At 69.8% G+C, this 22,722-nt stretch carries 16 protein-coding genes and 7 pseudogenes; 13 read left to right on the plus strand and 10 right to left on the minus strand.

What is annotated here, in order from left to right; genetic code table 11:
- Positions 1 to 402: 402 nt before the first annotated feature.
- Positions 403 to 1,851, minus strand: a pseudogene (locus ACFC02_RS34850) (ATP-binding protein).
- Positions 1,852 to 1,922: 71 nt separating this feature from the next.
- Between ACFC02_RS34850 and ACFC02_RS34855 the strand changes: the two are divergent.
- Positions 1,923 to 2,789: pseudogene (locus ACFC02_RS34855) on the plus strand (ABC transporter permease); the annotation flags it as partial.
- Here ACFC02_RS34855 and ACFC02_RS34860 read toward each other — a convergent pair.
- Positions 2,732 to 3,055, minus strand: a complete 324-nt coding sequence (locus tag ACFC02_RS34860; protein WP_376365983.1) for a hypothetical protein — start codon at positions 3,053 to 3,055, stop codon at positions 2,732 to 2,734. The pseudogene ACFC02_RS34855 and the gene ACFC02_RS34860 overlap by 58 nt on opposite strands.
- A 354-nt stretch (positions 3,056 to 3,409) precedes the next feature.
- On the opposite strand from ACFC02_RS34860, the pseudogene ACFC02_RS34865 reads away from it, so the two are divergent.
- Positions 3,410 to 4,224, plus strand: a pseudogene (locus ACFC02_RS34865) (transposase family protein).
- 2 nt (positions 4,225 to 4,226) lie between these two features.
- Here the strand turns inward: ACFC02_RS34865 and ACFC02_RS34870 are convergent.
- Positions 4,227 to 4,592, minus strand: a complete 366-nt coding sequence (locus tag ACFC02_RS34870; protein WP_376365960.1) for a beta/gamma crystallin domain-containing protein — start codon at positions 4,590 to 4,592, stop codon at positions 4,227 to 4,229.
- A 534-nt stretch (positions 4,593 to 5,126) separates the two neighbouring features.
- Here ACFC02_RS34870 and ACFC02_RS34875 point away from each other — a divergent pair.
- From ACFC02_RS34875 to ACFC02_RS34890, 4 genes and pseudogenes are all read left to right on the plus strand, one after another.
- Complete coding sequence (locus tag ACFC02_RS34875) at positions 5,127 to 5,426, plus strand: transposase (protein ID WP_376365962.1); 300 nt, start codon at positions 5,127 to 5,129, stop codon at positions 5,424 to 5,426.
- A gap of 160 nt (positions 5,427 to 5,586) precedes the next feature.
- A pseudogene (locus ACFC02_RS34880) lies at positions 5,587 to 5,670 on the plus strand (transposase); the annotation flags it as partial.
- 48 nt (positions 5,671 to 5,718) lie between these two features.
- Positions 5,719 to 5,982: a DDE-type integrase/transposase/recombinase gene (locus tag ACFC02_RS34885; protein ID WP_376365985.1), complete on the plus strand. Its 264-nt coding sequence runs from the start codon at positions 5,719 to 5,721 to the stop codon at positions 5,980 to 5,982.
- Positions 5,967 to 6,719: a transposase gene (locus ACFC02_RS34890; RefSeq protein ID WP_376365964.1), complete on the plus strand. Its 753-nt coding sequence runs from the start codon at positions 5,967 to 5,969 to the stop codon at positions 6,717 to 6,719. The genes ACFC02_RS34885 and ACFC02_RS34890 overlap by 16 nt, the downstream gene beginning before the upstream one ends.
- Here the strand turns inward: ACFC02_RS34890 and ACFC02_RS34895 are convergent.
- Positions 6,601 to 7,245, minus strand: a complete 645-nt coding sequence (locus tag ACFC02_RS34895; protein WP_376365966.1) for a CBS domain-containing protein — start codon at positions 7,243 to 7,245, stop codon at positions 6,601 to 6,603. The genes ACFC02_RS34890 and ACFC02_RS34895 overlap by 119 nt on opposite strands.
- 762 nt (positions 7,246 to 8,007) lie before the next feature.
- Positions 8,008 to 9,948 carry a multicopper oxidase family protein gene (locus tag ACFC02_RS34900; RefSeq protein ID WP_376365968.1) on the minus strand — a complete coding sequence of 647 codons (1,941 nt, stop codon included), beginning with the start codon at positions 9,946 to 9,948 and terminating at the stop codon, positions 8,008 to 8,010.
- 796 nt (positions 9,949 to 10,744) lie between these two features.
- Here ACFC02_RS34900 and ACFC02_RS34905 point away from each other — a divergent pair.
- From ACFC02_RS34905 to ACFC02_RS34920, 4 genes and pseudogenes are all read left to right on the plus strand, one after another.
- Positions 10,745 to 11,656, plus strand: a pseudogene (locus tag ACFC02_RS34905) (universal stress protein); the annotation flags it as partial.
- A 352-nt stretch (positions 11,657 to 12,008) separates the two neighbouring features.
- Positions 12,009 to 12,089 (plus strand): annotated as a pseudogene (locus tag ACFC02_RS34910) (hypothetical protein); the annotation flags it as partial.
- A 270-nt stretch (positions 12,090 to 12,359) separates the two neighbouring features.
- Positions 12,360 to 13,187, plus strand: a complete 828-nt coding sequence (locus tag ACFC02_RS34915) for a sensor histidine kinase (protein ID WP_376365987.1) — start codon at positions 12,360 to 12,362, stop codon at positions 13,185 to 13,187.
- Positions 13,188 to 13,304: 117 nt separating this feature from the next.
- A complete protein-coding gene (locus ACFC02_RS34920; protein ID WP_376365970.1) occupies positions 13,305 to 13,670 on the plus strand; it encodes a hypothetical protein in 366 nt (121 codons plus the stop codon).
- A gap of 343 nt (positions 13,671 to 14,013) precedes the next feature.
- On the opposite strand, the gene kdpC is transcribed toward ACFC02_RS34920, so the two are convergent.
- Genes kdpC through kdpF form a run of 4 tightly spaced genes read right to left on the minus strand, consistent with a single transcriptional unit; the run spans position 14,014 to position 18,585 of the window.
- On the minus strand, positions 14,014 to 14,643 hold the full coding sequence (gene kdpC, locus ACFC02_RS34925; protein WP_376365972.1) for a potassium-transporting ATPase subunit KdpC: 630 nt from the start codon (positions 14,641 to 14,643) through the stop codon (positions 14,014 to 14,016).
- 21 nt (positions 14,644 to 14,664) lie between these two features.
- Positions 14,665 to 16,794: a potassium-transporting ATPase subunit KdpB gene (gene kdpB / locus ACFC02_RS34930; RefSeq protein ID WP_376365974.1), complete on the minus strand. Its 2,130-nt coding sequence runs from the start codon at positions 16,792 to 16,794 to the stop codon at positions 14,665 to 14,667.
- Positions 16,794 to 18,458, minus strand: a complete 1,665-nt coding sequence (gene kdpA / locus ACFC02_RS34935; protein WP_376365976.1) for a potassium-transporting ATPase subunit KdpA — start codon at positions 18,456 to 18,458, stop codon at positions 16,794 to 16,796. Before kdpA ends, kdpB begins: the two co-directional genes overlap by 1 nt.
- A 37-nt stretch (positions 18,459 to 18,495) precedes the next feature.
- Positions 18,496 to 18,585, minus strand: coding sequence for a K(+)-transporting ATPase subunit F (kdpF, locus tag ACFC02_RS34940; protein ID WP_327245621.1), 90 nt, complete (start codon positions 18,583 to 18,585; stop codon positions 18,496 to 18,498).
- Positions 18,586 to 20,144: 1,559 nt separating this feature from the next.
- Between kdpF and istA the strand changes: the two genes are divergently transcribed.
- Together istA and ACFC02_RS34950 are read left to right on the plus strand one after the other, a co-directional pair.
- Complete coding sequence (gene istA / locus ACFC02_RS34945) at positions 20,145 to 21,410, plus strand: IS21 family transposase (RefSeq protein ID WP_376365978.1); 1,266 nt, start codon at positions 20,145 to 20,147, stop codon at positions 21,408 to 21,410.
- Positions 21,411 to 21,683 (plus strand): annotated as a pseudogene (locus ACFC02_RS34950) (IS21-like element ISAau2 family helper ATPase IstB); the annotation flags it as partial.
- Here ACFC02_RS34950 and ACFC02_RS34955 read toward each other — a convergent pair.
- Complete coding sequence (locus tag ACFC02_RS34955) at positions 21,651 to 21,821, minus strand: hypothetical protein (RefSeq protein ID WP_376365989.1); 171 nt, start codon at positions 21,819 to 21,821, stop codon at positions 21,651 to 21,653. The pseudogene ACFC02_RS34950 and the gene ACFC02_RS34955 sit on opposite strands and share 33 nt — an antisense overlap.
- Between ACFC02_RS34955 and ACFC02_RS34960 the strand changes: the two genes are divergently transcribed.
- A complete protein-coding gene (locus ACFC02_RS34960) occupies positions 21,769 to 22,605 on the plus strand; it encodes an ATP-binding protein (RefSeq protein ID WP_376365981.1) in 837 nt (278 codons plus the stop codon). The genes ACFC02_RS34955 and ACFC02_RS34960 overlap by 53 nt on opposite strands.
- The last annotated feature ends 117 nt before the right edge of the window (positions 22,606 to 22,722 follow it).

A 22,722-nucleotide genomic window follows, 5' to 3' on the forward strand; every position in this document is an offset into this window, starting at 1 on the left:
AGCTTCTTGCGCCCCTGCGGAGTCCGGTCCCCTCGGATCTCGAAGTCCATCGCACCCCTTGAACTGGGGTGTTGCAACGACCACTAGAACCCAAGAGCAGCGTCACGCGGGGGCCCTTTCCGGTCGCGGAGAAGCCGGGGAGCTCGACGTAGGAGGTGAGACCGCCGGCCTGCCCCGCGGGCGACGGCCCCGCGACGAGGAGTTTCACCACCGTGGCGAGGTCCGTGATCCCCCTGTCACCCACGGGCACCGCGCGCAGTCCGCCGGCGGACGCGAAGTACAGGCGCGCGCCCCTCGTCAGCCCGGACGCGGGTTCGCCCGCGCCCACCACTCCGGTCGGCGGAACCCCGCAGCCGGTGAGGACAAGGGCCGGCGCAACTGCCATGCCCGCCGGTCGGCGCCTCATCGCGTCTCCTCCCCCGCACACCGCATCGGCAGCCGCAGCGTGAACACCGCACCGGCCCGCGGCGCGTCGGCCACGTCGATGGTGCCACCGTGCAGCCGCGCGTTCTCCAGCGCGATCGCCATGCCGAGACCGCTGCCCTGTCCGCCGTCGTCGGCCGCACCGCGCGTTCGGGCCGCGTCTGCCTTGTAGAACCGGTCGAAGACCCGCTCCCGGGCCTTCGGCGGCAGCCCGGGTCCGTGGTCGGCGACCTTCAGTGTCACCCACTCCTCGTCACCGCCGTCCGCCGCCGGGCCGTGCCGAGGGTCACGGTCACCGGCGGGGCCCCGTGCCGCAGGGCGTTGCCCACCAGGTTCGCGACGATCACGTCGACACGGCGGCGGTCGATCACCGTCCGCAGCCCCTCCTGAAGGCGTGTCGACCCGGTCCGGCCAGCCGCGCAGTGCCAGTGACGCCCGCACCGTGTCGGCGAGGTCCGTCTCGGTGGCGTTCAGCCGTACCGCTCCGGCGTCGAAGCGGGAGATCTCCATCAGGTCCTCGACCAGCCGGGACAGCCGGGCCGTTTCCGCGCCCACGGTGCGGGCCGCCCGCGCGGTGTCCGGCGGCAGTTGGTCGGCGTCCTCCTCCAGAACGGTCGCCACCATCGTCATCGCCGCTAGAGGCGTGCGCAGTTCGTGCGACACGTCTGCCACGAAGCGGCGCGCCTTCGCCTCCTGCTCGCGCAGTTCCGCGTCGGAGGCCTGGAGCGCGTCTGCGGTCTCGTTGAACGTACGGGCCGGTTCGGCGAGTTCGTCGTGCCCGGAGACGGTGACCCGGCTGCCGAGATGTCCGGCCGCGAGTTCCCGGGTGGCCCGGCCCAGCTTCCGCACCGGGCCGAGGACCGTGCCCGCGGCCAGCAGGGCCAGGACCGCGGCCAGCAGCACCACGGGGACGGTGCCCGACCGTACGGAGTCCAGCAGGGCGGCGGTGTCGTCGCGCTCGGCCCGCAGCTCCGTGATCGCGTAGACCTCCAGGGCGGAGACGCGGCGGTCGCCGTCGGCGTACGTCACGGGCATGCCGACGACCAGGTACGGCTCCCCCCGCCACATCACCCGCTGGAACCGAGCGCCGCCTGCGGTCATCACGGCGGCGCGCAGTTCGACCGTGATCCGTTCCCGCGTGTCGGCGAGCGGGTCGGAGACCGCGACGAGGTTCTGATAGCGGGCGACCACGACGCGGGCACCGAGACCGTCAGAAACCTTCGCCGCGAACCGGGAAAGCGACTCCTGGTCCGGGGGCAGGTCGAAGTCGGTGGCGACCGTGGTGGCCCGTTGCCGCAGGCCGTCCACCGCGGCGTCCTGGGTGCGCCGGAGGACCGCGGTGCGGGCGTCCCGGTAGGCGAGGGTGGGCGCGGTCAGCGCGCTGACGACGGCGACGAGAACGAACGTGATGACGAGCCGGGTGCGCAGCCCGACGACGAGCCGCCAAGGATGCCGCCAGAAAGCGGCGCGGCACGGGCGCCGCCAGGAGGTGACGCGGCGCGCGGATCCGCCGCAGCGACGTCGTCCCCGAGGAACGCACCGCCGGCGTCACCACGCAGGCAGCCCGCCGGGACCTGCTGTCCGCACTCGGCGGGGAGGTCGACAAGGGCACCTGGCTGGATGCGGCCGGGGAACGGCTTCCGGCCACGGTCCTCGGCTCGGTGGCGGCGGAGCGCCTCGGCATCACCCGCACCGGTGAGACGATCACGATGAACGACATACGTGTGGTGGTGGTCGGCATTCTCAGGCCGATGGAGCTGGTGCCCGCTCTGGATCGGGTGGCGATGGTCGGATTCCCCGCCGCCCAGCGTTACTTCGGTTTCGACGGCCATCCCACCACCGTCTTCGAGCGCTCCACGGACGCCTCGGTGGAGGACGTGCGGGCGGTCCTGGCCCGCACCGTCAGCCCTGGCGACGCGGCCGGTGTCAAGGTCTCGCGCCCCTCGGACGCGCTCGCGGCCAAAGCAGCCACCGACAAGGGCCTGACGACCCTGATGCTCGGTCTGGGCGCGGTGGCGCTCCTGGTGGGCGGTGTGGGGGTGGCCAACACCATGGTCATCTCGGTCCTGGAGCGCCGTCAGGAGATCGGTCTGCGCCGTTCACTGGGTGCGACCCGCAACGCGATCCGGCTCCAGTTCCTGACGGAGTCGCTGCTGCTGTCGGCGGCGGGCGGGGCGGCGGGCGCACTGCTGGGAGCTGCGACGACGTACGGCTTCGCGCGAGCCCAGGGATGGGCCACGGTGGTCCCGCCCTGGTCCCTGGCGGGGGGCCTGGGCGCCACCTGCCTGATCGGTGTGCTCGCGGGCCTCTATCCGGCGATCCGCGCCTCCCGGTTCCATCCGACCCAGGCGCTGCAAGCAGCGTGAGAGACGGCGGTCGCAACGCTCCTCGCGGCCACCGGATTCCGCCCGCCCTCCGGACGGAGGAGGGCTTCGAAGGCGGCGCCGGACCTTCCGGGCCGGCCGGACGGGGCTGCTCGGCAGCCCGGCCCGGCCGACCGACCCGGCGCACAACCACGACGAGAGGCTGACCGGCCGTCTGTGGCGGAGGCACGGTCGGTGGCCAGGTGCACGGAGACGCCCACCTGGCAGTCGGTGACCTTGCCCGCGGTGCCCGTGTACTGCCGGGCCACATCGAAAGACCCGTCGAACAACTCCGCTGCGAACGCCTCCAGGTCTTCCCGGACCAGACCACCTCCTCAGGTGTCACACCATTCCACCGACGCCCATCGCGCGGTAGACACGCCACTCACGAGTGGGCCTGACCAAGCCCTACTGATACTCCAGCCGAACGGCCTCATATACCTGCGCCGCCACGAACCTCATGCTGGAACGGCCGGTCAAGGGCAACAGGCGGCGTCCTCGTTGGCGCGGAATCGTAACGGTCTGCCCCGGTACCACCTCAATGAGCCTCTTCCATCCTGTGCTGAAGAGTGAAATGGGCTGGTCAGCGGGGTGGTGACGAGGCAGGGCCCCTCGTCGTTGGCGTGGTGATTCCACTCAACACGCTGGCGACCGAAGGGGCCCTGTTGGTTCCGTATCCTGCCATGCTCGATGTCCCGCATGAGCTCGTCGAGCGTGTGGCCTGGCTACTGCATGAGCATCGGCTGGCCCGTAACACCCGTTGGCGCAAGCTCGGTTGCTTCAAGCAGGCGCTGCTCACCCTCGTCCATCTGCGGAAGAACGAGACGTTCGCCCAGCTCGGAGCCGGTTTTGGGATATCCCAGGCCACCGCCTGGCGGTACGTCGACGAGACCCTGGACGTCCTGGCCGGCTGGGCGCCCGGTCTGCACGAAGCCCTCACCGGCCTCGGTGAAGGCGACCACGTCATCGTTGACGGCACCCTGATCCGCATCGACCGGATCCGTGCGGACGAGCCGAACTACTCGATGAAGCATCGCAAGCACGGCATGAACGTGCAGGTCATCGCCCGTCCGACGGCACGCCCCTGTGGTTCTCCCGCGCGGCACCCGGCCGCACTCACGACCTGACCGCGGCCCGCGCGTACGGCATCGTCCGGGCCTGTCTCACCCGGCAGATCCTCGTCCTCGCCGACCGCGCCGACCAAGGCGCCGGCGCCACATTTCGAACCCCCTACTACCACCACAGCGAACAGCCCGAGCACTACCAGCAGTTCAACCGCGACCACGCCAGACTCCGGGCGCCTGGCGAACGAGCCTTCGCGCAGTTGAAGTCCTGGCGGCTACTACTGCGAGCCAGATGCTCCACCCGCCGTATCGGCACCATCATCCAAGCCGTCCACACACTGCTGACCTGCAGCTGGATGAAAGAGGATCAATAACGTCAATAGATGTGTACGTTATAAACTGCGGCATGCATACCGAACGTCAGCGTTTGGTTCTGCCATTTTTCCAGGGTGAGATCGTGTTGATAACCGTTCTCCTGGATGGTGTAGCTGAATGTGACCCTGTTGTTTCCCGCATGAAAACCTGTAATGTCATTGTAGCTCACCTTCACATCGCCGGCGTTGGCGAAGCATATTTGATTACCTGTGCTCGTTTGCAGCGATGCGAAGTCATTTCGCGGGGGCAGGGTAGGGTCTCCGCACGAAACAAGCTCGGCCGCGGAGGCAGGGGCCGCCGGAGACGCGACCGCCAAGCCCGCAGCAGCCATCGCCACGACGAAAACCCTCTTGACCGCCTGATGCATGGTTTTCTTCCTCTATAGGACAGGAGTGGAGCTGATCATTTACAACTGGTCGGATGTCTTCGCCGACCCCGGCCTTTCTCCATCGGGCGCGGCTGCTCCCAGTCGTTCGCGGGGCGGGGCGGGCAAGACCCGTCAGAAAAACCTGACGCTGTGTCTTCAGGTCGCAAAGCTACGGATGCGGCGATCCGGAATCGTCACCCTGCGGTGGACACTTCTATGTAGCTCGCACGGGGGACAAGCCCGATGGAAGAACTACACCCACTGCGCTGGACACGCCTGATGAGACGCTGGTCGCGGCCCTTACGGACTGCCCCGGATCGCTCCCACCGTCCTCACCGCAGCCCGCTGCGCGCTCCGGTACCCATCGAACGGCAGGTCGTGCGGCCGCGGCGCAAATACCGCATCGGACCGGCGCGGCCGGCCGCGCACACAGGCACGGCCGCTGCCACCGCCCACTGCATCGGGCCTTGACCCCTGGTGTTGAGCACACGAGACACTGGATCCTGCGGATCTGAGAATGGACATCTCGTGGTCATGAAGAACTACCCGCCGCAGTTCAAGGCGGACGCTGTCGCGCTGTACGAGTCGCGGCCGGAAGCGACGATCAGGTCGGTCGCCGCCGATCTGGGGATCAACCCGGAGGCCCTGCGGAACTGGGTTCGGGCAGCCGGGGTGAGCCGTCCCCGGGGGCGGCGGACGCAGGAACCCTCTCAGCCGCCGGCGCCGCTGGAGGCGGAGAACGCCGCCTTGCGGAAGAAGGTCCGTGAGCTGGAGGAGGAACGCGAGATCCTGCGCAAAGCGGCGAAGTATTTCGCCGGGGAGACACGCTGGTGAACCGCTTCCAGTGTGTTGCCGACCTCCAGCGCCGTCACGGCGTGAAGCGGCTGTGCAGCATCCTCGGCGTCAGCCGCTCGAGCTTCTACTACTGGTGCCGGACAGCCGCCGACCGGGCCGCCAGGCGGCCGACGCCCGTCTGGCGGCCCGGATACGGGCGGTGCATCAGGAATCGGACGGCACTTACGGAGCCCCGAGGATCACTGCCGAGCTTCGCGGCGAAAACGGTGAGGCGGTCAACCACAAGCGGGTCGCCGGGATTGTGCGGGCGTCGGGGACCGAGGGGGTCCGGTTGCGTCGACGGCACCGCACCACCGTCCCCGACCCGGCCGCGGGCAAGGCTCCGGACCTGATCGGCCGCGACTTCACCGCGGACAAGCCGAACACGAAGTACGTCGGCGACATCACCTACCTGCCCGTCGAGGGCGGGAAGTTCTGCTACCTGACGACCGTCATCGACATCGCCTCGCGCCGTCTGGCCGGCTGGGCGAACGCCGACCGAGGTCTTCGAAGAGCAGCTACGCTCGTTGCCACAGGCCGGTGTTGCAACGACTGATTGAACTCGCCCCGTACACCAGCCCGGCCTTCGCCGATGTCTGCCGCCAGGCCGGCGTCCGCCAGTCCATGAGCGCTATCGGCAGCTCGGCGGACAACGCGCTCGCCGAGTCCTTCAACGCGACGTTCAAACGAGAGATTCTTCAGGGCCGAAAGCACTGGTCCAGCGAACGCGAGGCCCGTACCGACGCGTTCCGCCGGCTCAACCGCTACAACACCCGACGCCGTCATTCCCACCTCGGACAACGGAGTCCCATCACCTACGAGAGAGCACTCGACACAACATCAACTACCCTGGCCCAAGCCGCACAGCCCGTGTCCAAGATTCCGGGTCAACGCCCGGTATCCCGCTCCGGCTGCTGGTCGAGGGCGTGCAGGCATGTTGACACTGCTGCCCGGACAGTGCTCTGGGCTTCGTCGACGGCCAGGGTCTTTCGCCTGGATCCGGCCCGGATCGGGGAGCGGGGTGTGGTGATGGGGGCACCTCCCACGCCGTTCGGGCAGTGCGGAGCATCGCAAGGCGGAGGAGGGCGCCATGGCGGAGCCATGGCATCCGACGACAACGCGGCGAGGCGCGGTGCCACACCCCGCGAGCCCGGCGTGATCCAGACGAGAGGACCTAGCCCGCCCGGACGGCCACAAGGCGGGCGTCCACGGCAACGACACCGTCGACACCCTGGCACAAGCCCACGACCACCGGGACCAGACGCGGATCCGGGACGTGACCCCGCAGGGTGACTGCCCCGTCCCGGACATCGACCGCGACGGCGTCCTTCTCCAGACCGAGGATGCGCCCCAGGACGTCCCGCTCGACCTCGCCGCGGATCTCGGCGTCGGAGCGGATGAAGGTGTCCAGCAGGTCACTGCGGCTGACGATGCCGGTCAGGCGTCCGTGATCACCGACAACCGGGAGCTGCTTGACGTGCCGGCTGCGGAGTTCCCGCGCGGCCCGGGGTACCGTCCAGTCCGGACTGGCGGTGAAGACGGGGCTGCTCATGAGCGCGCCCGCGGTCCGGGCCCGAGCCTTGTCCCAGGCGTGCTCGTCGTTTCCGTCCCGCCCCTGCGGATCGGGCATGCCTGTCTCGTGCCGCAGCACGTCGGACGCGGACACGACGCCGACGGGAACGCCCTCGTCGTCGACGACCGGGGCCGCGGCGATGTCGTTGGCGTCCAGCAGGGCGGCGACCTCGTGGAGCGGTGTGTCGGTGCGGAGGGTGATGACCTCCTCGGTCATCACGTCACTGACAGTGCGGCGGTGCGGCATGGCATCGGCCTCCTCCACTTCGCGACGGGGCGTGACCGCTGCCTCCCCGCCCACTCGCCCGCACCCGTCTCCCTACCCATCACAACACCGCGCCGCTCCGGCGACCAGTGACGCTCGGCCCTGCGGGAACGGCCGGCTGTCCCAGGACGGCGTCCAGCAGGCCGCTCACTGCATGGCCGGCACGTTGCGGCGCGTGCGCCCGCAGCCGACAGGGCGGGCCGAAACACTCTCCTGATTGAGCGGGAGCAGTCACCAGCGACACCTCGGCAACACCCCGGCGGGCCACTGCGGGATCGGGAGGGCCGGTGCATCTTGCCCGGTCGGGGTGGTCGAGGCGGAGGGTTGACGATCACATGGCCAGGGCGTTCGACGTCTCTGACTACGCGTTGCGCGTTCGGATCGAGCCCCATCTGCCGCCCTCGGCTTCGAGGGTTCCGGTCAGCGGTACGCACTGCCGCACGACCGGGCATGGGCCCAGTTGGACTTCCAGAAGGTCCAGGCCAACAGCGTGGGGGGCGTGCGCTTCTCGATGTACCGGCCTGGAGATCCGGCGCGGGCTGCCGCGGGACGGGTGCTGCCCACTGCCCCGTTCGCGGCGAATCGGGGATGTGCTGCCCGAGGGGAGTCCTCCCGGCCCCGGACGTGCCGGGGAGGTACCCGGGCCACCGCCCGGGACCAGGGCCGACCGGCGGCGTGCCGATCACCGCTCCCGCCTCGGCGTTCCGCGGTGGTGCGCTCCGGTGGTCTCCTTGTCGGGAGGGGTCAGGCCGGACCGACGTGCAGAGGACGCATCATCTCGTTGTCCTCGTGCTCCAGGATGTGGCAGTGCCACATGTACCGTCCTGCCCGGCCGAAGCGCACTTTGACTCGGGTCGTCTCGCGCGGATAGGCGAGCACCGTGTCCTTGAAACCACGCTCCCACGCCTGCGGGGGGCGGCGACGGCCGTCCGGGAGCGTCTGCCGGTCGACGTCCTGGAACTGCACTTCGTGGATGTGAATGGGATGGGCGTCCTTCGTCAGGTTGTGGATTTCCCAGATCTCCGTCGATCCCACGGCGGGGTTCTCCGTGACGGGATCGGCCCACCCCATCAGTTTCGGTCTGCCGTTCGGACCCATCACGCCGAGGAGCACTGCGCTGGGGGTCACGCCCGGCACCCGGGCCGAGGCCACCTCGCCCAGAGCGACCCGCCGGGTGCGGTCCGCTGCGCCGAGTGGTTCGCAAGGCGGCAGCGTGAGCTGTGCGGGGGGCGTCGAGGTGTCCGCCGTGACGAGCGGTCCGATCACGAACTTCATGATCTGACCGGTGGTCTTCGGGTTCGCCGCGGGGAAGCCGGTACCGACTGTTCCCCCTGCGAACACGGCGTCCGGTCCTTCGTTGATCAGGTACAGCTCCGTACCGACCGGGGCCGAGGAGAAGTCGACGACGACATCGGCGCGTTCGGCCGGCGCGAGCAGCACTTGGTCGCGCCGTACGGGTGCGGGCAGGAAGCCTCCGTCGCTCCCCACCTGCCAGATGGGGAGTTCTGCCGCTACCGGCCTGGGGGCCGACGGGTCGGCGACCACCTTCATGATCAGGGTGCGCGCGTTGCAGCCGTTGAGGAACCTGAACCGGTAGCGGCGCGGTTCCACCGGCAGCACCGGCCAGGTCCTGCCGTTGGTGACCATCACCTTGCCGAAGTGCTCCGGGTTCCAGATCGGCGGGATGTCGCTGCCGGGCACGTAAGGGCCCTTGAAACCGTCGAAGAGCGCCCGGCTCGCCGGGTAGTACAGGGTCCCGTCGGTGCGGAACGAACGGTCCTGGACGACGATGGGGATCTCGTAGTAGCGCGTGCCCGGCGGATCGCCGAGCCTCGGCGCGGGCCCGGGCAGGATGCCCTCCCGTAGGTCCGACGGTCCGCCGCGCAGCAGATAGAAACCCGACATTCCGGCATACACGTTCAACCGGGTGATGCCCAGAGTGTGATCGTGGAACCACAAGGTGGCGGCCCGGTTCTGGTTGGCGTAGTGGAAGACGGCCTCACCCGGGGACCAGGGCCGGCCGAACTTCGCCTCGGACTTCTTCGCGAACTCCTCGTAGAAGGTTCCGACTCGGGCATAACCGCGGGGCATGTACCGGGCATCGGGGAGGTACCAGGCCTCGGCGTAGCCGTCGCTCTCCTCCTCGTTCGCCCCGCCGTGCAGGTGGGTGACGACGGGCACCGGCCCGCGGTAGGGCCGGGGTGTCGAGAGGAAGGTGGGCCGGGAGTCCCGCCGTCTGATGCCGCCCGGCGGGTTCGCCCAGTGCAGGGTGGGATCGACCGGCAGCAGATGCGGCAGGGGGCGGCCGTCGGTGCCGACCAGTTGATTGACCCACCTGACCTGGACCGTCCGCCCGTACTGGGCTTCGATGGTGAAGGCGGGCCAGTGGAACGTCTCAGGATGTCCGGACGAGCCGTATCCGAAGAGAGTCGTGGACGGCATGCCCGGTGGAAGCACCTGCTGGCGGAACTGGCGGACCCCGATCGTGTAGGTGTCCTGGCCGGCCCCGCCGTTCGAGGGCATGACCGGGGGTATCGCGAGTTCGGTGGCGTACTTCCGTATCGCCGCCGGGTCGAGGATGCCCGCTTCCGTCGGCGAAGCCCGCGGCAACGCCGTGCCGGGAACGGAGAAGAGCGACGTTCCGCCCGCCAAAGCCGCCTGTAGAACGATCCGTCTGCTGATCACTGGGCTTCTCACCTCGGCTCTGCTCGGCGGGGCCCGGCACAGCGGCCTTCGGGCCGGGGCCCCGCGGGCGCCGATCGGTACGTGGTCGGCTTCCGGTTACCGACGATCGTCGCCGCGCTCCAGCGAGTACGCATGACGGACCAGGTGCGCAGCACGGGCGCCGATCGCCTCGAACGATGCACTCACACGCTTCCGGCACCCCGTCGTCGGCCCACTGGGTGGGTCCGTCGGCGGGCGGTGAACGACTGTTGACACGGCCGCCCGCCCTGGTCCGTCGGGGTGACGCCGCGCCCCGACGACCCGCTCCGCGCCGACGTCACCCGCAGGTAACCGTACGGATCGTCGAACGGGGCGTCGAACGGGGCGGGCGCAGCCGCCGACGCACCACGGCCGCCTGCGGCGACCGCGGTCAGCGAGGCCCGGGATGGATGCGCCTGCCGACCGGCGGACGAGCGAGAGCGCGGCTCGACGGCGGGACCCGGCCTCCGGGCCCCCGGGGCCCAGCCCTTTGACCGCTGACGACACCGGTGCCGGCCGCGGGACCGGCCGCCTGCTCGCAGATCCTCTGCAGGGGGCCGTTGCTCCGCCACGGAGCCGTCCTGTCCCCTTCGCTACCGCGCCTGCAGGCCGTCGTGGCGCTTGAGCCGTGGCGGCAGCAGTATGGAAATCGGAGCGGCGGCCGGATACGGGCCGGGCCGGCTCGTGCACGACCGGATCGGGAAGGTGGTCGGCGGTGGGTCGCGGGCGTCTGCGCGTGTATCTGGGGGCCGCCCCGGGGGTCGGGAAGTCCTACGCCATGCTCGCCGAAGGCCAACGCCGCCGGGGGCGCGGGACCGATGTGGTCATCGGGCTGGTGGAGCCGCATGGGCGTCGCCTGACGGCGCAGATGGCGGAGGGGCTTGAGCTGGTGCCGCGCCGGACGATGGTCTACCGGGGGCTTGAGTTCACGGAGATGGACCTGGACGCCGTGCTTGCGCGCCGGCCTCAGGTCGCCCTCGTCGACGAACTGGCCCATACGAACGTGCCCGGGTGCCGCAATGAGAAGCGCTGGCAGGACGTGGAGGAACTGCTGGACGCGGGGATCGACGTGGTGAGCACGCTCAACATCCAGCACCTGCTGTCGCTGGCGGACGTGGTGGAGGAGATCACCGGGGTCAGGCAGGCGGAGACGATCCCGGACGAGGTGGTGCGGCGTGCCGAGCAGGTGGAGCTGGTCGACATGACGCCCGAGGCGCTCCGGCGCCGTATGGTCCACGGCAATGTCTACCCGCCGGATCGGGTCGAGGTGGCCCTCACCCATTACTTCCGGCCGGGCAACCTCACCGCACTGCGGGAGCTGGCGTTGCTGTGGGTGGCGGACCGGGTCGAGGAGGGGCTGCGGCGTTACCGCGCGGAGCACGGCATCGTGGCCCCGTGGGAGACGAAGGAGCGGATCGTCGTCGCGCTGTCGGGCAAACGGGACGAGGAGGCGCTGATCCGGCGTGCGGTGCGGATCGCGGGCCGGATCCCGGGCAGTGACCTGCTGGCGGTGCACGTGGCACGCGACGACGACCGGGTCGCGGCCGATCCGGTGGTGCTGGCCGGGCACCGGGCCCTGGTGGAGTCGCTGGGCGGCAGCTACCACCAGGTGGTGGACACGGACGTCGCCGAGGCGTTGTTGGAGTTCGCGCGTGCGGAGAACGCCACGCAGATCGTGCTGGGCGGGTCGTACCGCCTGCTGCACGAGTTGCTGGGGGACCGTGTGGTGGCCCGGGTGACCCGGCGGGCGGGTGGCCTCGACGTGCATGTCCTGACGCACGAGCGCAGCAAGGGCACCGAGGTGCCGGCGCTGCCTGCGCTGACGGGTGGTCTCGGCCGGGGCCGGTTCTGGTGGGGGGTGATCCTGGTCGCGGTACTGCTGCCGGTCCTGACCGTGGTGCTGACCGCCGTACGGGGGTTCGGGCCGGCTGGTGAGCTGCTGCTGTATCTGATGGCTGTGCTGATCGTGGCGGTGGTGGGCGGTCTGTATCCGGCGCTGGTCGCCGCGGTGGGGGCCGGTGTGCTTGGCCGACTACTTCCTCGTGCAGCCGGTCCACTCGCTCGCTTTGGCACGTGGGGGCGACGTGTCTGTCCTGGTGGTGTTCGTCGTCGTGGCGGCCGTGGTCAGTGTGGCCGTAGAACGGTCGGCCCGGGGGGCTCGTCGGCACGCGCGGGCTTCCGCGGAGGCGGGGGCCCTCGCGGACCTGGCGACGTCGGCACTGCGCGACCGGGACGATCTGCCGTCCCTGCTGGAACGCGTCCGTACGACCTTCGGCCTTGAGGCGCTCAGCCTCCTCCAGCGAGACGGCTCGGACAGCCGCCGGTGGTTCGTCACCGCCAGTTCGGGGCCCCGCCCGCCTGAGCGACCGGAGCAGGCGGACACGGAGGTGTCGGTGACGGACGAGCTGGTGCTGGCCGCGCGCGGCGGGCCACTCGACACGGACGACCGGCGTGTTCTGCACGGCTGCGCGGCTCAGGTGGCGGCGTCCTGGGAAAGCCGGCGCAGTCGCCGACAGGCCGAGGCCCTGAGCGAGCGTGCCGTTTCCGACCGGCGCCGTGCTGAGGCTCTGCGGGCTGCCGCGAGCGACCTGGAGGCGGAGGTCGCGGCGGCGCAAGGAGCGCTGGAGCAGCTGCGGGAGCGTCGGACCCACCTGAGCGCCGCGCAGTGGGCCGCCCTGTGCGACCGGTCCCAGCAGGCCGTCCGCCGGATCGGGGCACTCGTCGGCGATGTGCTGGACCTGAGCCGGGTGCACGCCGGCGCCCTGGACGTGCATCTGCGCCCGGTCGACATGGACGAGGTCATGGCGGTCGCGCTCGGCGATCTCGGACCGGGTGGGCACACCCTGACGCTGGAGATGGCCGAGGACCTCCCGGACGTGATCGCGGACGCCACGCTGGTCACCCGGGTGGTGACAGATCTGGCGGCCCATGCGCTGCGTCGCAGCCCTGACGGCGAGCCGCCTGCGGTGGCCGTGAAGACCGCCGACGGCCGGGTCGAGATCCGGCTGGCCGATCACGGTCCCCTCGATGTCGAGGCGAGGGAGGCCGTCGGTGTCCCGGTTCCGGTCACCGGTCTGGTGCCGCGGCTGTGCGCGGACCTCACTCAGCTGATCGGTGGCGACCTGCGCTGGGAAGCCACGACCGGGGGCGGCCTGACCGCCGTACTGAGCCTGCCCGCGGCGGCCGAGAGCGGAAGAACCGCGCGTCGAGCGGCGGATTGAGTTCCCGTACGTCTGAGCCCTCGCCGGCACCGCCGACGCCCGTCGGCCCGGCAGACGGGTGGTACGAACATCACCGTGCAGGTCCCTGCCCACAGCCGCAGCCCTCGGAGCGTGGTCTTGGCGCAGGTCATCAGGATCCGCGCCGCAGGGGTCGCACATGCTCGACTGCGCGAGCTGGCGGATCGGTGGGTCCGCGAACATGCCCACGACCACGCCACCGGCCGGGGCATCGCGACCGTCCGACGCGGCTCGCGGATCGTCGCCGTCCTGACCGGCGAGGCGGAGGGCGAGCGTGTCCCCCAACTGGCCGCCGGAACAGGGACCGGACTCGTCCACGTCCGCAACCCCAGCGGTAGGGGGGTGAGGTCGACGGCGTGGTCGCAGACGCTGACCGTCCGAGGTCCGCCGCCGCGGTCCGTACGACGGAACACGGCACGCAAGCGGACCAGGAGTTCCTCCATGGCGAACGGCTGGGACACGTAGTCGTCGGCGCCCGCGTCCGGCATCTCGATGGCGTCGGCGGGTGCGGCGTGCTCCGTAAGCGCGATGACCGGTGTGGACGATTAGGTCCACAGGCCGGTGATGAGGTCGGTGCCGTCGGCGTCCGGCGGGGCGAGATCGTCGAGGTCGACGATGACCGCGTCCGGTGGCTTGCCGGCCGCCAGGCGCTGGTCACGTCGGGCGCGGTGGCCACGGTGCAGCCCTGCGCGGTGAGGCTGACGTCCAGGGCACGCAACAGGGGGGCTCGTGGTCGATGACCAGCACGTGTCGCGTCATCTCTGTCTCCTCCCCTGCGCCGGACGGCCCCGCGCACCAAGGTTCGTCGTCACTTCAATGCGGCCAGATCGTGGTTGAGCTGGACGACGTTGACGCTTTCCTGACCCAGGAAGCCCAACTGGCGGCCACTGACGTGGGTGGCGACGAGCCTCCGGACCGCGGTCGAGTCCAGCCCCCGGGTCTTCGCCACCCGGTTCACCTGCTCGTATGCGTACGCGGGTGAGATGTCCGGGTCGAGACCCGAGCCGGAGGCGGTGACCGCGTCGGCGGGAACACTGCCCGGCCGGACGCCGTCGAACGCGGCTACCGCGGCGCGGCGCCGCGCGATCGTCCTGGCCAGGGTGGTGTTGTTGGGACCGAGGTTGGATGCGCCGGAGCTGGCCGGGTCGTAGCCGGTGCGTCCCGCCGCGGACGGGCGGGGCTGGAACCACCTGGGGTCGGGTGCCGGCGTGGTCTGGCCTGTGCGCGGCGGGCGGTCGAACTTCTGACCGATGAGGGCGGAGGCGACCGGACGTCCGTTGTCCTTGATCACGGATCCGTTGGCCTGGTACGGGAGGACGCCCTGGGCAATGCCGGTGACGGCCAGCGGATAGGCGATCCCGGTGACCACGGTGAAGACCAGCAGCATGCGCAGCGCCGCCAGGTGGTGGCGGACCACGTGGGCGAGAGTACCGAGCATGAGGATCGCCCTCCTTGTCGGTCAGTGCAGTCCGGGGACGAACTGGATGATCAGGTCGATGGCCTTGATACCGAGGAACGGCAATACCAGGCCACCGAGGCCGTATAGCCAGATGTTGCGGCTCAGCAGCGCCGCCGCCGAGGACGGCCGGTAGCGCACCCCGCGCAGAGCCAGCGGGATCAGCACGATGATGATCAGTGCGTTGAAGACGATCGCCGAGGCGATGGCCGAGGTCGGACTGTGCAGACCCATGATGTTGAGATGGCGCAGTCCCGGGTAGACGCTCGCGAACATCGCGGGGATGATCGCGAAATACTTCGCGATGTCGTTGGCGATGGAGAAGGTCGTCAACGAGCCCCTGGTGATCAGCAGCTGCTTGCCGATCTCAACGATCTCGATCAGCTTGGTCGGGTTGGAGTCGAGGTCGACCATGTTGCCGGCCTCCTTGGCGGCCGACGTACCGGTGTTTATCGCCACGCCCACGTCCGCCTGCGCCAGGGCCGGCGCGTCGTTGGTGCCGTCACCGGTCATCGCTACCAGCTTGCCGCCCGCCTGCTCCCGCTTGATCAGGGCCATCTTGTCCTCAGGGGTCGCCTCGGCGAGGAAGTCGTCCACGCCGGCCTCCTCCGCGATCGCCTTGGCGGTCAGCGGGTTGTCACCGGTGATCATCACCGTGCGGATGCCCATGCGGCGCAGCGCGTCGAAGCGTTCGCGCATGCCGTGCTTGACGATGTCTTTGAGGTGGATGACTCCGAGGATCCGGGCGCTCTCGGCACCGGCCCGCCGTACCACCTCGCCGACGACCAGCGGCGTGCCCCCGGTGGCGGAGATGCCGTCGACCATCGGGCCGACCTCGTCGGTGGGGTGGCCGCCGTGGTCGCGGACCCAGCGCATGACCGCGGTGGCCGCGCCCTTGCGCAGGGAGCGGTTGTCCAGTTCGCCGTCGAGGTCCACCCCCGACATCCGGGTCTGCGCGGTGAACGGAACGAACCCGGCGTGCGCCAGCTCGCCCTCGGTGCGCGCGCGCAGCGCGTGGCGTTCCTTGGCGAGAACCACGATCGAGCGCCCTTCGGGTGTCTCGTCGGCGATCGAGGACAACTGGGCGGCGTCCGCCAGCGTCTCCAGGTCCACGCCGCTCACCGGCAGGAACTCGGCGGCCTGCCGGTTGCCCAGAGTGATGGTGCCGGTCTTGTCCAGCAGCAGCGTGTTGACGTCACCCGCGGCCTCCACGGCGCGGCCGGACATAGCCAGCACGTTGCGCTGCACCAGCCGGTCCATCCCCGCGATTCCGATCGCGGAGAGCAGCCCGCCGATCGTGGTCGGGATCAGGGCGACGACCAGCGCCACGAGGACGACGATGGACTGCTCAGCACCGGCGAAGACGGCGAAGGGCTGCAGAGTCACCACAGCGATCAGGAAGATGATGGTCAGCGAGGCCAGGACGATGTTGAGCGCGATCTCGTTCGGGGTCTTCTGCCGTGCCGCACCCTCCACCAGCGCGATCATCCGGTCGATGAAGGTCTCCCCGGGTTTCGAGGTGATCCGCACCACGATGCGGTCGGAAAGCACCTTCGTCCCGCCGGTCACCGCCGAGCGGTCCCCGCCCGATTCACGGATCACCGGCGCAGACTCACCCGTGATCGCCGACTCGTCCACGCTCGCGATGCCCTCGACCACGTCTCCGTCACCGGGGATGATCTCGCCGGCTTCGACCACGACCAGATCGCCGAGCCGCAGTTCGGTCCCCGGCATCTCCTCAGTGACCTCCGGTGCGCCGGCTTCCCGGGCGCGGATGACACGGCGGGCCATGGTGTCTTGCTTCGCCCGGCGCAGGGTCTCCGCCTGCGCCTTGCCGCGTCCTTCCGCGACCGCCTCCGAGAGGTTGGCGAAGACCACGGTCAGCCAGAGCCAGAGGGTGATCACCCAGGCGAAGACGCTCGGGGCCCGGATCGCAGACAGGGCGGTCAGCACGGCACCGACCTCGACCACGAACATCACGGGGTTCTTGACCATGAGGCGTGGGTCGAGCTTGCGCAGCGCGTCGGGTACGGAGCCGATGAGAAGCACGGGGTCCAGCATTCCCGCGGAGATCCGGTGCGGTGCAGAACCCGGCGGGTCCTTCGGTGCCTTGGCTGCCAAGCTGGTGGGCATCAGTGGAACCCTTCCGCGAGCGGCCCCAGTGCGAGCGCGGGCAGGTAGGTGAGGCCGACGACGACGAGGATCACGGCGGACAGCAGGCCGACGAACTGCGGCCGGTGCGTGGGCAGCGTGCCCGCGGTGACGGGAACCGGCTGCTGCCGGGCGAGCGAGCCGGCCAGCGCCAGCACGAACACCATCGGCAGGAAGCGGCCCAGTAGCATCGCGAGCCCGAGGGCGGTGTTGTACCAGACGGTGTTCGCGCTCAGCCCGGCGAACGCGGAGCCGTTGTTGTTGGCAGCCGAGGTGAAGGCGTAGAGAATTTCGGAGAAGCCGTGCGGGCCGTGGTTGAGCATCGCCGCCCGCTCGCCCGGTAGCGCCATCGCAACACCGGCGCCGGCCAGCACGATCGCCGGGGTGGTGAGGATGTACAGCGAGGCGTACTTCATCTCCCGGCCGCGTAGCTTCTTGCCCAGGTACTCGGGCGTACGGCCGACCATGAGGCCGGCGATGAAGACCGCCACGACGGCCAGGATCAGGATGCCGTAGAGGCCGGATCCGGTGCCGCCGGGCGCGATCTCGCCGAGCATCATGTTGAAGATCGTCAGGCCGCCGCCGCCCGGCGTGTACGAGTCGTGGAAGGAGTTGACCGCTCCGCAGGACGTCAGTGTCGTGGACACGGCGAACAGGGCGGAGGCCCAGATTCCGAAGCGCTGCTCCTTGCCTTCCATCATCCCGCCGGCCGCATGTCCGGCCGAGCTGCTCACGCTGTGCAGCTCGTTGGCGGTGACGATGGCCACCGAGGCCGCCCAGACAAGCGCCATCACGGCGACGACGGCGTAGCCCTGGCGGTTGTCGCCGACCATCTTCCCGAAGGTGCGGGGCAGCGAGAAGCCGATCACCAGGAGCAGGTAGATCTCCAGCCAGTTGGTGAACGCGTTGGGGTTCTCGAAGGGGTGGGCGGAGTTGGCGTTGTAGAACCCGCCACCGTTGGTGCCCAGCTCTTTGATGACCTCCTGGGAGGCGACCGGACCGCCGGGGACGGACTGGTGCTGCCCGGCAATCGTGGTGATCGACTGGAAGCCGTGGAAGTTCTCGATCGAACCCGCGGCGACCAGCACGACCGCCATGACCAGCGAGAGCGGCAGCAGTACCCGCAGCACGATCCGGGTGAGGTCCTGCCAGAAGTTGCCGACCCGGTCGGTCTTCTTGCGGGAAAACCCGCGGGTCAGCGCGGCGACCACGGCGATCCCGACCGCCGCCGAGACGAAGTTCTGCACCGCCAGGCCCGCCATCTGCACCAGATGGCCCAGGGCCGACTCGCCCGAGTAGGCCTGCCAGTTGGTGTTGGTGACGAAAGAGGCGGCCGTGTTGAAAGACAGGTCGGGGGCGATGGGCTTCGTACCGAGGGAGAGCAGCAGATGGCTCTGCGACCGCAGAAAGCCGTAGAGGAACAGCACCGAGACAACAGAGAACGCAAGCACGCTGCGCAGATAGCCGGGCCACGTCTGCTCGGTGTCCGCGTGTACGCCGCCGACCCGGTAGACCAGGCGCTCCGCCCGCCAGTGACGGGGGGAGGTGAGGACATGGGCCATGTAGTCGCCGAGCGGGCGGAAGGTCAGGGCCAGCGCACCGACCAGGGCGATGATCTGCAACCAGCCCTCGAGAGCGGCGTTCATGGAGACCCTCTCCAGCTGCGGACCGAACGGGACACGGCTAGAACTTCTCGGGGAAGATCAGACACAGGACCAGGTAGATCACCAGACAGACGGCGACGACCAAGCCGACCACGTTGTCAACGCTCACAGTCGGCTCACTCCCTTGGCGATCAGACCGATCAGGGCGAACACGCCGATGACGAGAACGACGAATCCAAGGTCCGACATGTGTGACACCCCCGTAGCGACGACAGGAAGGGAACGAGCGGCTGCGGCGTAGCAATGCGTGCGCAGGGAGAAGGACGATGCCGGTAGATGCAGACCCGTTCAGTACAGTTCTGCACCACGTGCGCGGCGAACCTCACCAGCGACTCTGTAACGCCGTCGGACGTCCATTTGACGGGCTCTTGATGAAACTGGGGCGCAACCGGCTGCCGCGACGCCTCCTCCTGATTCAGATGATCGGGAACGTCCGACTCCGGCGGCCTCGACGACGGGATGCACGACACCGACGGGAAGAGCCACGTGCTTCTCCAGCCATGCAGCGCTTGTCCCGCGGGTGCGGTGGGTCAGGAACATGCTGCATACAGGCCGTCGAGCGAGGACGCGTCGGCGGTTTCAGTGCGGCGGGCGCCGACCGCCTCCTCCGGGAAGCCGTCCTGGGGAGTGAGCAGTGAGCGATACCGTGTCGACCAGCTCGACGGCCCGGCCGTGTGCACGACACCTGAACGGCCGGGCAGGTTGCCGGACCCTGTACCGGCTGCGACGAAGGCGACAGCTGGCACGGCAGCCGCCACGGGTGGCAGCGGGGGGGGCTTCGTCCGGACCGGGGGCAGAAGAGCAACCCTAGGACCGTGCAGGTAGAACGGGTTCCACATCCGGGCCTCCAGTGCAATGGCTGCGCACCATGTGATTCCGCCAGGCAGCCGACCCGCCACCACTGCCCGATCGGAGAAAGCAGCGACGAGCGCTCAGCGAAAGAGACCATAGCGTCGGCGAGCGCCAGGATGTCGCAGCAGGTCCGGTAGCGGTGGCCGCGCAGTAGAAGGTCCACCGGTATGGCGGTCGCCGGTCACCGGTCGCCGGTCGGACCCTCGGCGGAGCCGAGCACCAGCAGTTCCGCTCCGTCCACATCTCAACCCTTCCGCTCCCCCGAGAAATCGGTACACCGGGTGCCCGGCGCTCGGCGCCCCTCGCCCGCCGCCCGTCGCCCGGCCCGAGCCGGCGAGAACAGCGGACTCGTCGGCAGGAGCGACTCCGATCTCTTCCCAGCACCAAGGATCCTCCACCGGTCGCTCCGGAAGGGCCCCTGCGCACAAAGCCGGACGCTCACCCATCGGCTGCTTGCCGGGGATCTCGAGCCCGGCGGTGTGCGCGGCGTACACCTCATGCCCGCGGCGCAGGCCACGGCCGGGGAGTCGGCGATGCCGAGGAAGACGTGGAAGGCCGTGGCGGGTGGGGGTGGTGTCGTCGTGCAGGGGGAAGTCGACCTCCTGATCCGCAGGTGTACGACGTCCAGCTCCTCTCGTGTACTCGGTGGTGAGGGACTACCGCGACCGACCCGGCCTCCGTCGAACGGGGCCAGGGCGGCAGGGAGCGTCCGTCTCGGCGACGGTCGAACTCTGACCCTCTGACGGCGGATCAAAAGTGACCCACTTGGTGATCTTCGTCTGACTCAGACCTTGGTGATCAAGGTCAGGAGGAAGGGTGATCCTCGTGGAGGACTGGGCAGAGATTCGACGCCTGCACCGGGCGGAGCGGATGCCGATCAGGGCGATCGCGCGGCATCTGGGGATCTCGAAGAACACCGTCAAGCGGGCCTTGGCGAACGACCGGCCGCCGAAGTACGAACGGCCGGCGAAGGGTTCGGTAGTGGACGCGGTCGAGGTGCAGATCCGCGAGTTGTTGCGGGAGACGCCGACGATGCCCGCGACGGTGATCGCCGAGCGGATCGGCTGGGAGAGGGGAATGACGATCCTCAAGGACCGGATCCGTGAGCTTCGGCCCGTCTATCTCCCAGTTGATCCGGTCTCCCGCACGACCTACCGGCCCGGTGAGCCGGCCCAGTGCGACCTGTGGTCCCCCGACGCCCAGATCCCGCTGGGCTGTGACCAGACCGGCCGGCCGCCGGTGCTGGTGCTGGTGTCCGGCTACTCGCGGGTGATCGCCGCACGGATGCTGCCCTCGAGGAGGACCGGCGACCTGATCGACGGGCACTGGCGGCTGCTGTCGCAGTGGGACGCGGTCCCCAAGACGCTGGTCTGGGACAACGAGGCCGGCTTCGGCCGCGGGCGGCCCACATCCGAGTTCGCCGCGTTCGCGGGTCTGCTCGCCACGAAGGTCTACCTTTGCCGGCCTCGGGACCCAGAGGCGAAAGGGCTGGTGGAGCGAGCCAACGGCCATCTGGAGACCTCCTTCCTGCCCGGCCGGCACTTCAGCGGTCCGGACGAATTCAACACCCAGCTCGACGCCTGGCTGAAGGTCGCCAACCGGCGCGTCCACCGCACTCTGGGCGCCCGTCCGGTCGACCGGTGGGAAGCGGACCGGGCCGGGATGCTCACCCTGCCGGCGGTCGATCCGCCGACCTGGTGGCGGTTTTCCACCCGCCTGGGCCGGGACCACCGGGACCACTACGTCCGCGTCGACACCTGCGACTACTCCGTCGACCCCACCGCCATCGGTCATAACATCACCGTGCTGACCGACAACGAGGAGGTCACCGTCCTGTCCACCGACGGCCAGATCGTGGCCCGGCATGTCTGCTGCTGGGCCCGCCACCAGACCATCATCGATCCCGAGCACGCAGAGGCCGGAGCGATGATGCGCCACCAGGCACGGCGCCGCCCGGCGGGTCAGATGCAGGCCGTCGGCTCCGGCGGCGGCCCGTTGATCGAGGTCGAACAGCGTGAGCTGGGCACCTATGACCGGCTGTTCACCGTCATCGACGGCGGCGGTGACAAGGAGGCCTGCTAAATGGCCCGCACCCCGGCCCTCGACGGCGAGTCCGTGCTGGCCCAGCCCATCGACAAGCCGGCCGCCGGGCGTCGCACCAGCCAGCAGACCACCTCCGAAGTCGCCTTCCTCGCCCGGGCCCTGAAAGCCCCGGCCCTGCTGGAGGCAGCCGGCCGCCTCGCCGACCGGGCCCGCAAGGAGTCCTGGACCCACCCGGAATACCTCGTCGCCTGCCTCCAGCGCGAGGTCGCAGCCCGCGAATCACACGGCGGTGAAGCACGAGTACGCGCCGCCCGCTTCCCCGCGATCAAGACGCTCGAAGAACTCGATGTCGCCTGTCTGCGCGGCCTGACGCGCGAGCAGCTCCCACCTGGGAACCTTGGACTTCATCGTCGGCAGGGAGAACGTCGTCTTCCTGGGACCGCCCGGCACGGGCAAGACACACCTGGCCATCGGCCTGGGAGTCAGGGCCTGCCAGGCCGGTCACCGCGTGGCCTTCGCCACCGCCGCCGAATGGGTCGACCGGCTCGCCGCCGCCCACCAGGCCGGCAACCTCGCCGCCGAGCTCACCCGGCTGGGCCGCTACCCATTGATCGTTGTGGACAAGGTGGGCTACATCCCCATCGAATCGGAGGCAGCGAACCTGTTCTTCCAACTGATCTCGAACCGCTACGAACGCGCGTCCGTGATCGTCACCAGCAACAATCCCTTCGGACGCTGGGGAGAGGTCTTCGGCGACGAGACCTTCCCCCGCAGGAGCAGAAGCAGAAGGCCGAGAGCCGGTCCCTGGGACGGCGGACAGAGGCGCCGGCCGAGCCGCCCACACCGCGGGAGGCACGCCCTGACCACGACGGATTTCTTGATCCGGCTCGCCACCGGCGCGTTGATCGGCGTGGAGCGGCAGTGGCGGGCGCGGATGGCGGGCCTGCGGAAAGCGCGGTGTCTCGCCTGGCGGACCGGCACAACCGAGACGGCATCGGGCCGGTCGTACGCTCCACCGGTCTCAGGGACCCGGCAGGGCTCGCCCTGGGCCTTTTCCTTCGGCGCGCTTGCGCGGCAGGACGCCGGCAGGCCGGACACGGCTTCGGACCGGACGACGAGGAGAGGTTCGAGGACCGCAGCAGTCTGCGGTGGAAGGGGCGAGGGCGGAAAGGGTTGCCACCCGCGCGGCCGGGGTCGCGCGGGGCACGGCGGTATCCGTGTGAGCCCCGGGTGACGGCCGGGGCTCGGAACGAACGGGTGGGCCCCGGTGCGCCGACGCACCGGGGCCCCCCCCTGTCACCACCGTCCAGGCGAGGTCACGCCGCGTTGTCCGCGCGGGCGACCAGGCAGT

This window comes from Streptomyces sp. NPDC056160 (assembly GCF_042268205.1).
In the GTDB taxonomy this organism is placed as follows: Bacteria; Actinomycetota; Actinomycetes; order Streptomycetales; family Streptomycetaceae; genus Streptomyces.

Excerpts from the sequence above, each read along its gene's own strand:
- ACFC02_RS34870 (WP_376365960.1), bottom strand. The coding sequence starts at position 4,592 with ATGCATCAGGCGGTCAAGAGGGTTTTCGTCGTGGCGATGGCTGCTGCG.
- ACFC02_RS34875 (WP_376365962.1), top strand. The coding sequence starts at position 5,127 with ATGAAGAACTACCCGCCGCAGTTCAAGGCGGACGCTGTCGCGCTGTAC.
- ACFC02_RS34895 (WP_376365966.1), bottom strand. The coding sequence starts at position 7,245 with ATGCCGCACCGCCGCACTGTCAGTGACGTGATGACCGAGGAGGTCATC.
- kdpC (WP_376365972.1), bottom strand. The coding sequence starts at position 14,643 with ATGCTCGGTACTCTCGCCCACGTGGTCCGCCACCACCTGGCGGCGCTG.
- kdpB (WP_376365974.1), bottom strand. The coding sequence starts at position 16,794 with ATGCCCACCAGCTTGGCAGCCAAGGCACCGAAGGACCCGCCGGGTTCT.
- kdpA (WP_376365976.1), bottom strand. The coding sequence starts at position 18,458 with ATGAACGCCGCTCTCGAGGGCTGGTTGCAGATCATCGCCCTGGTCGGT.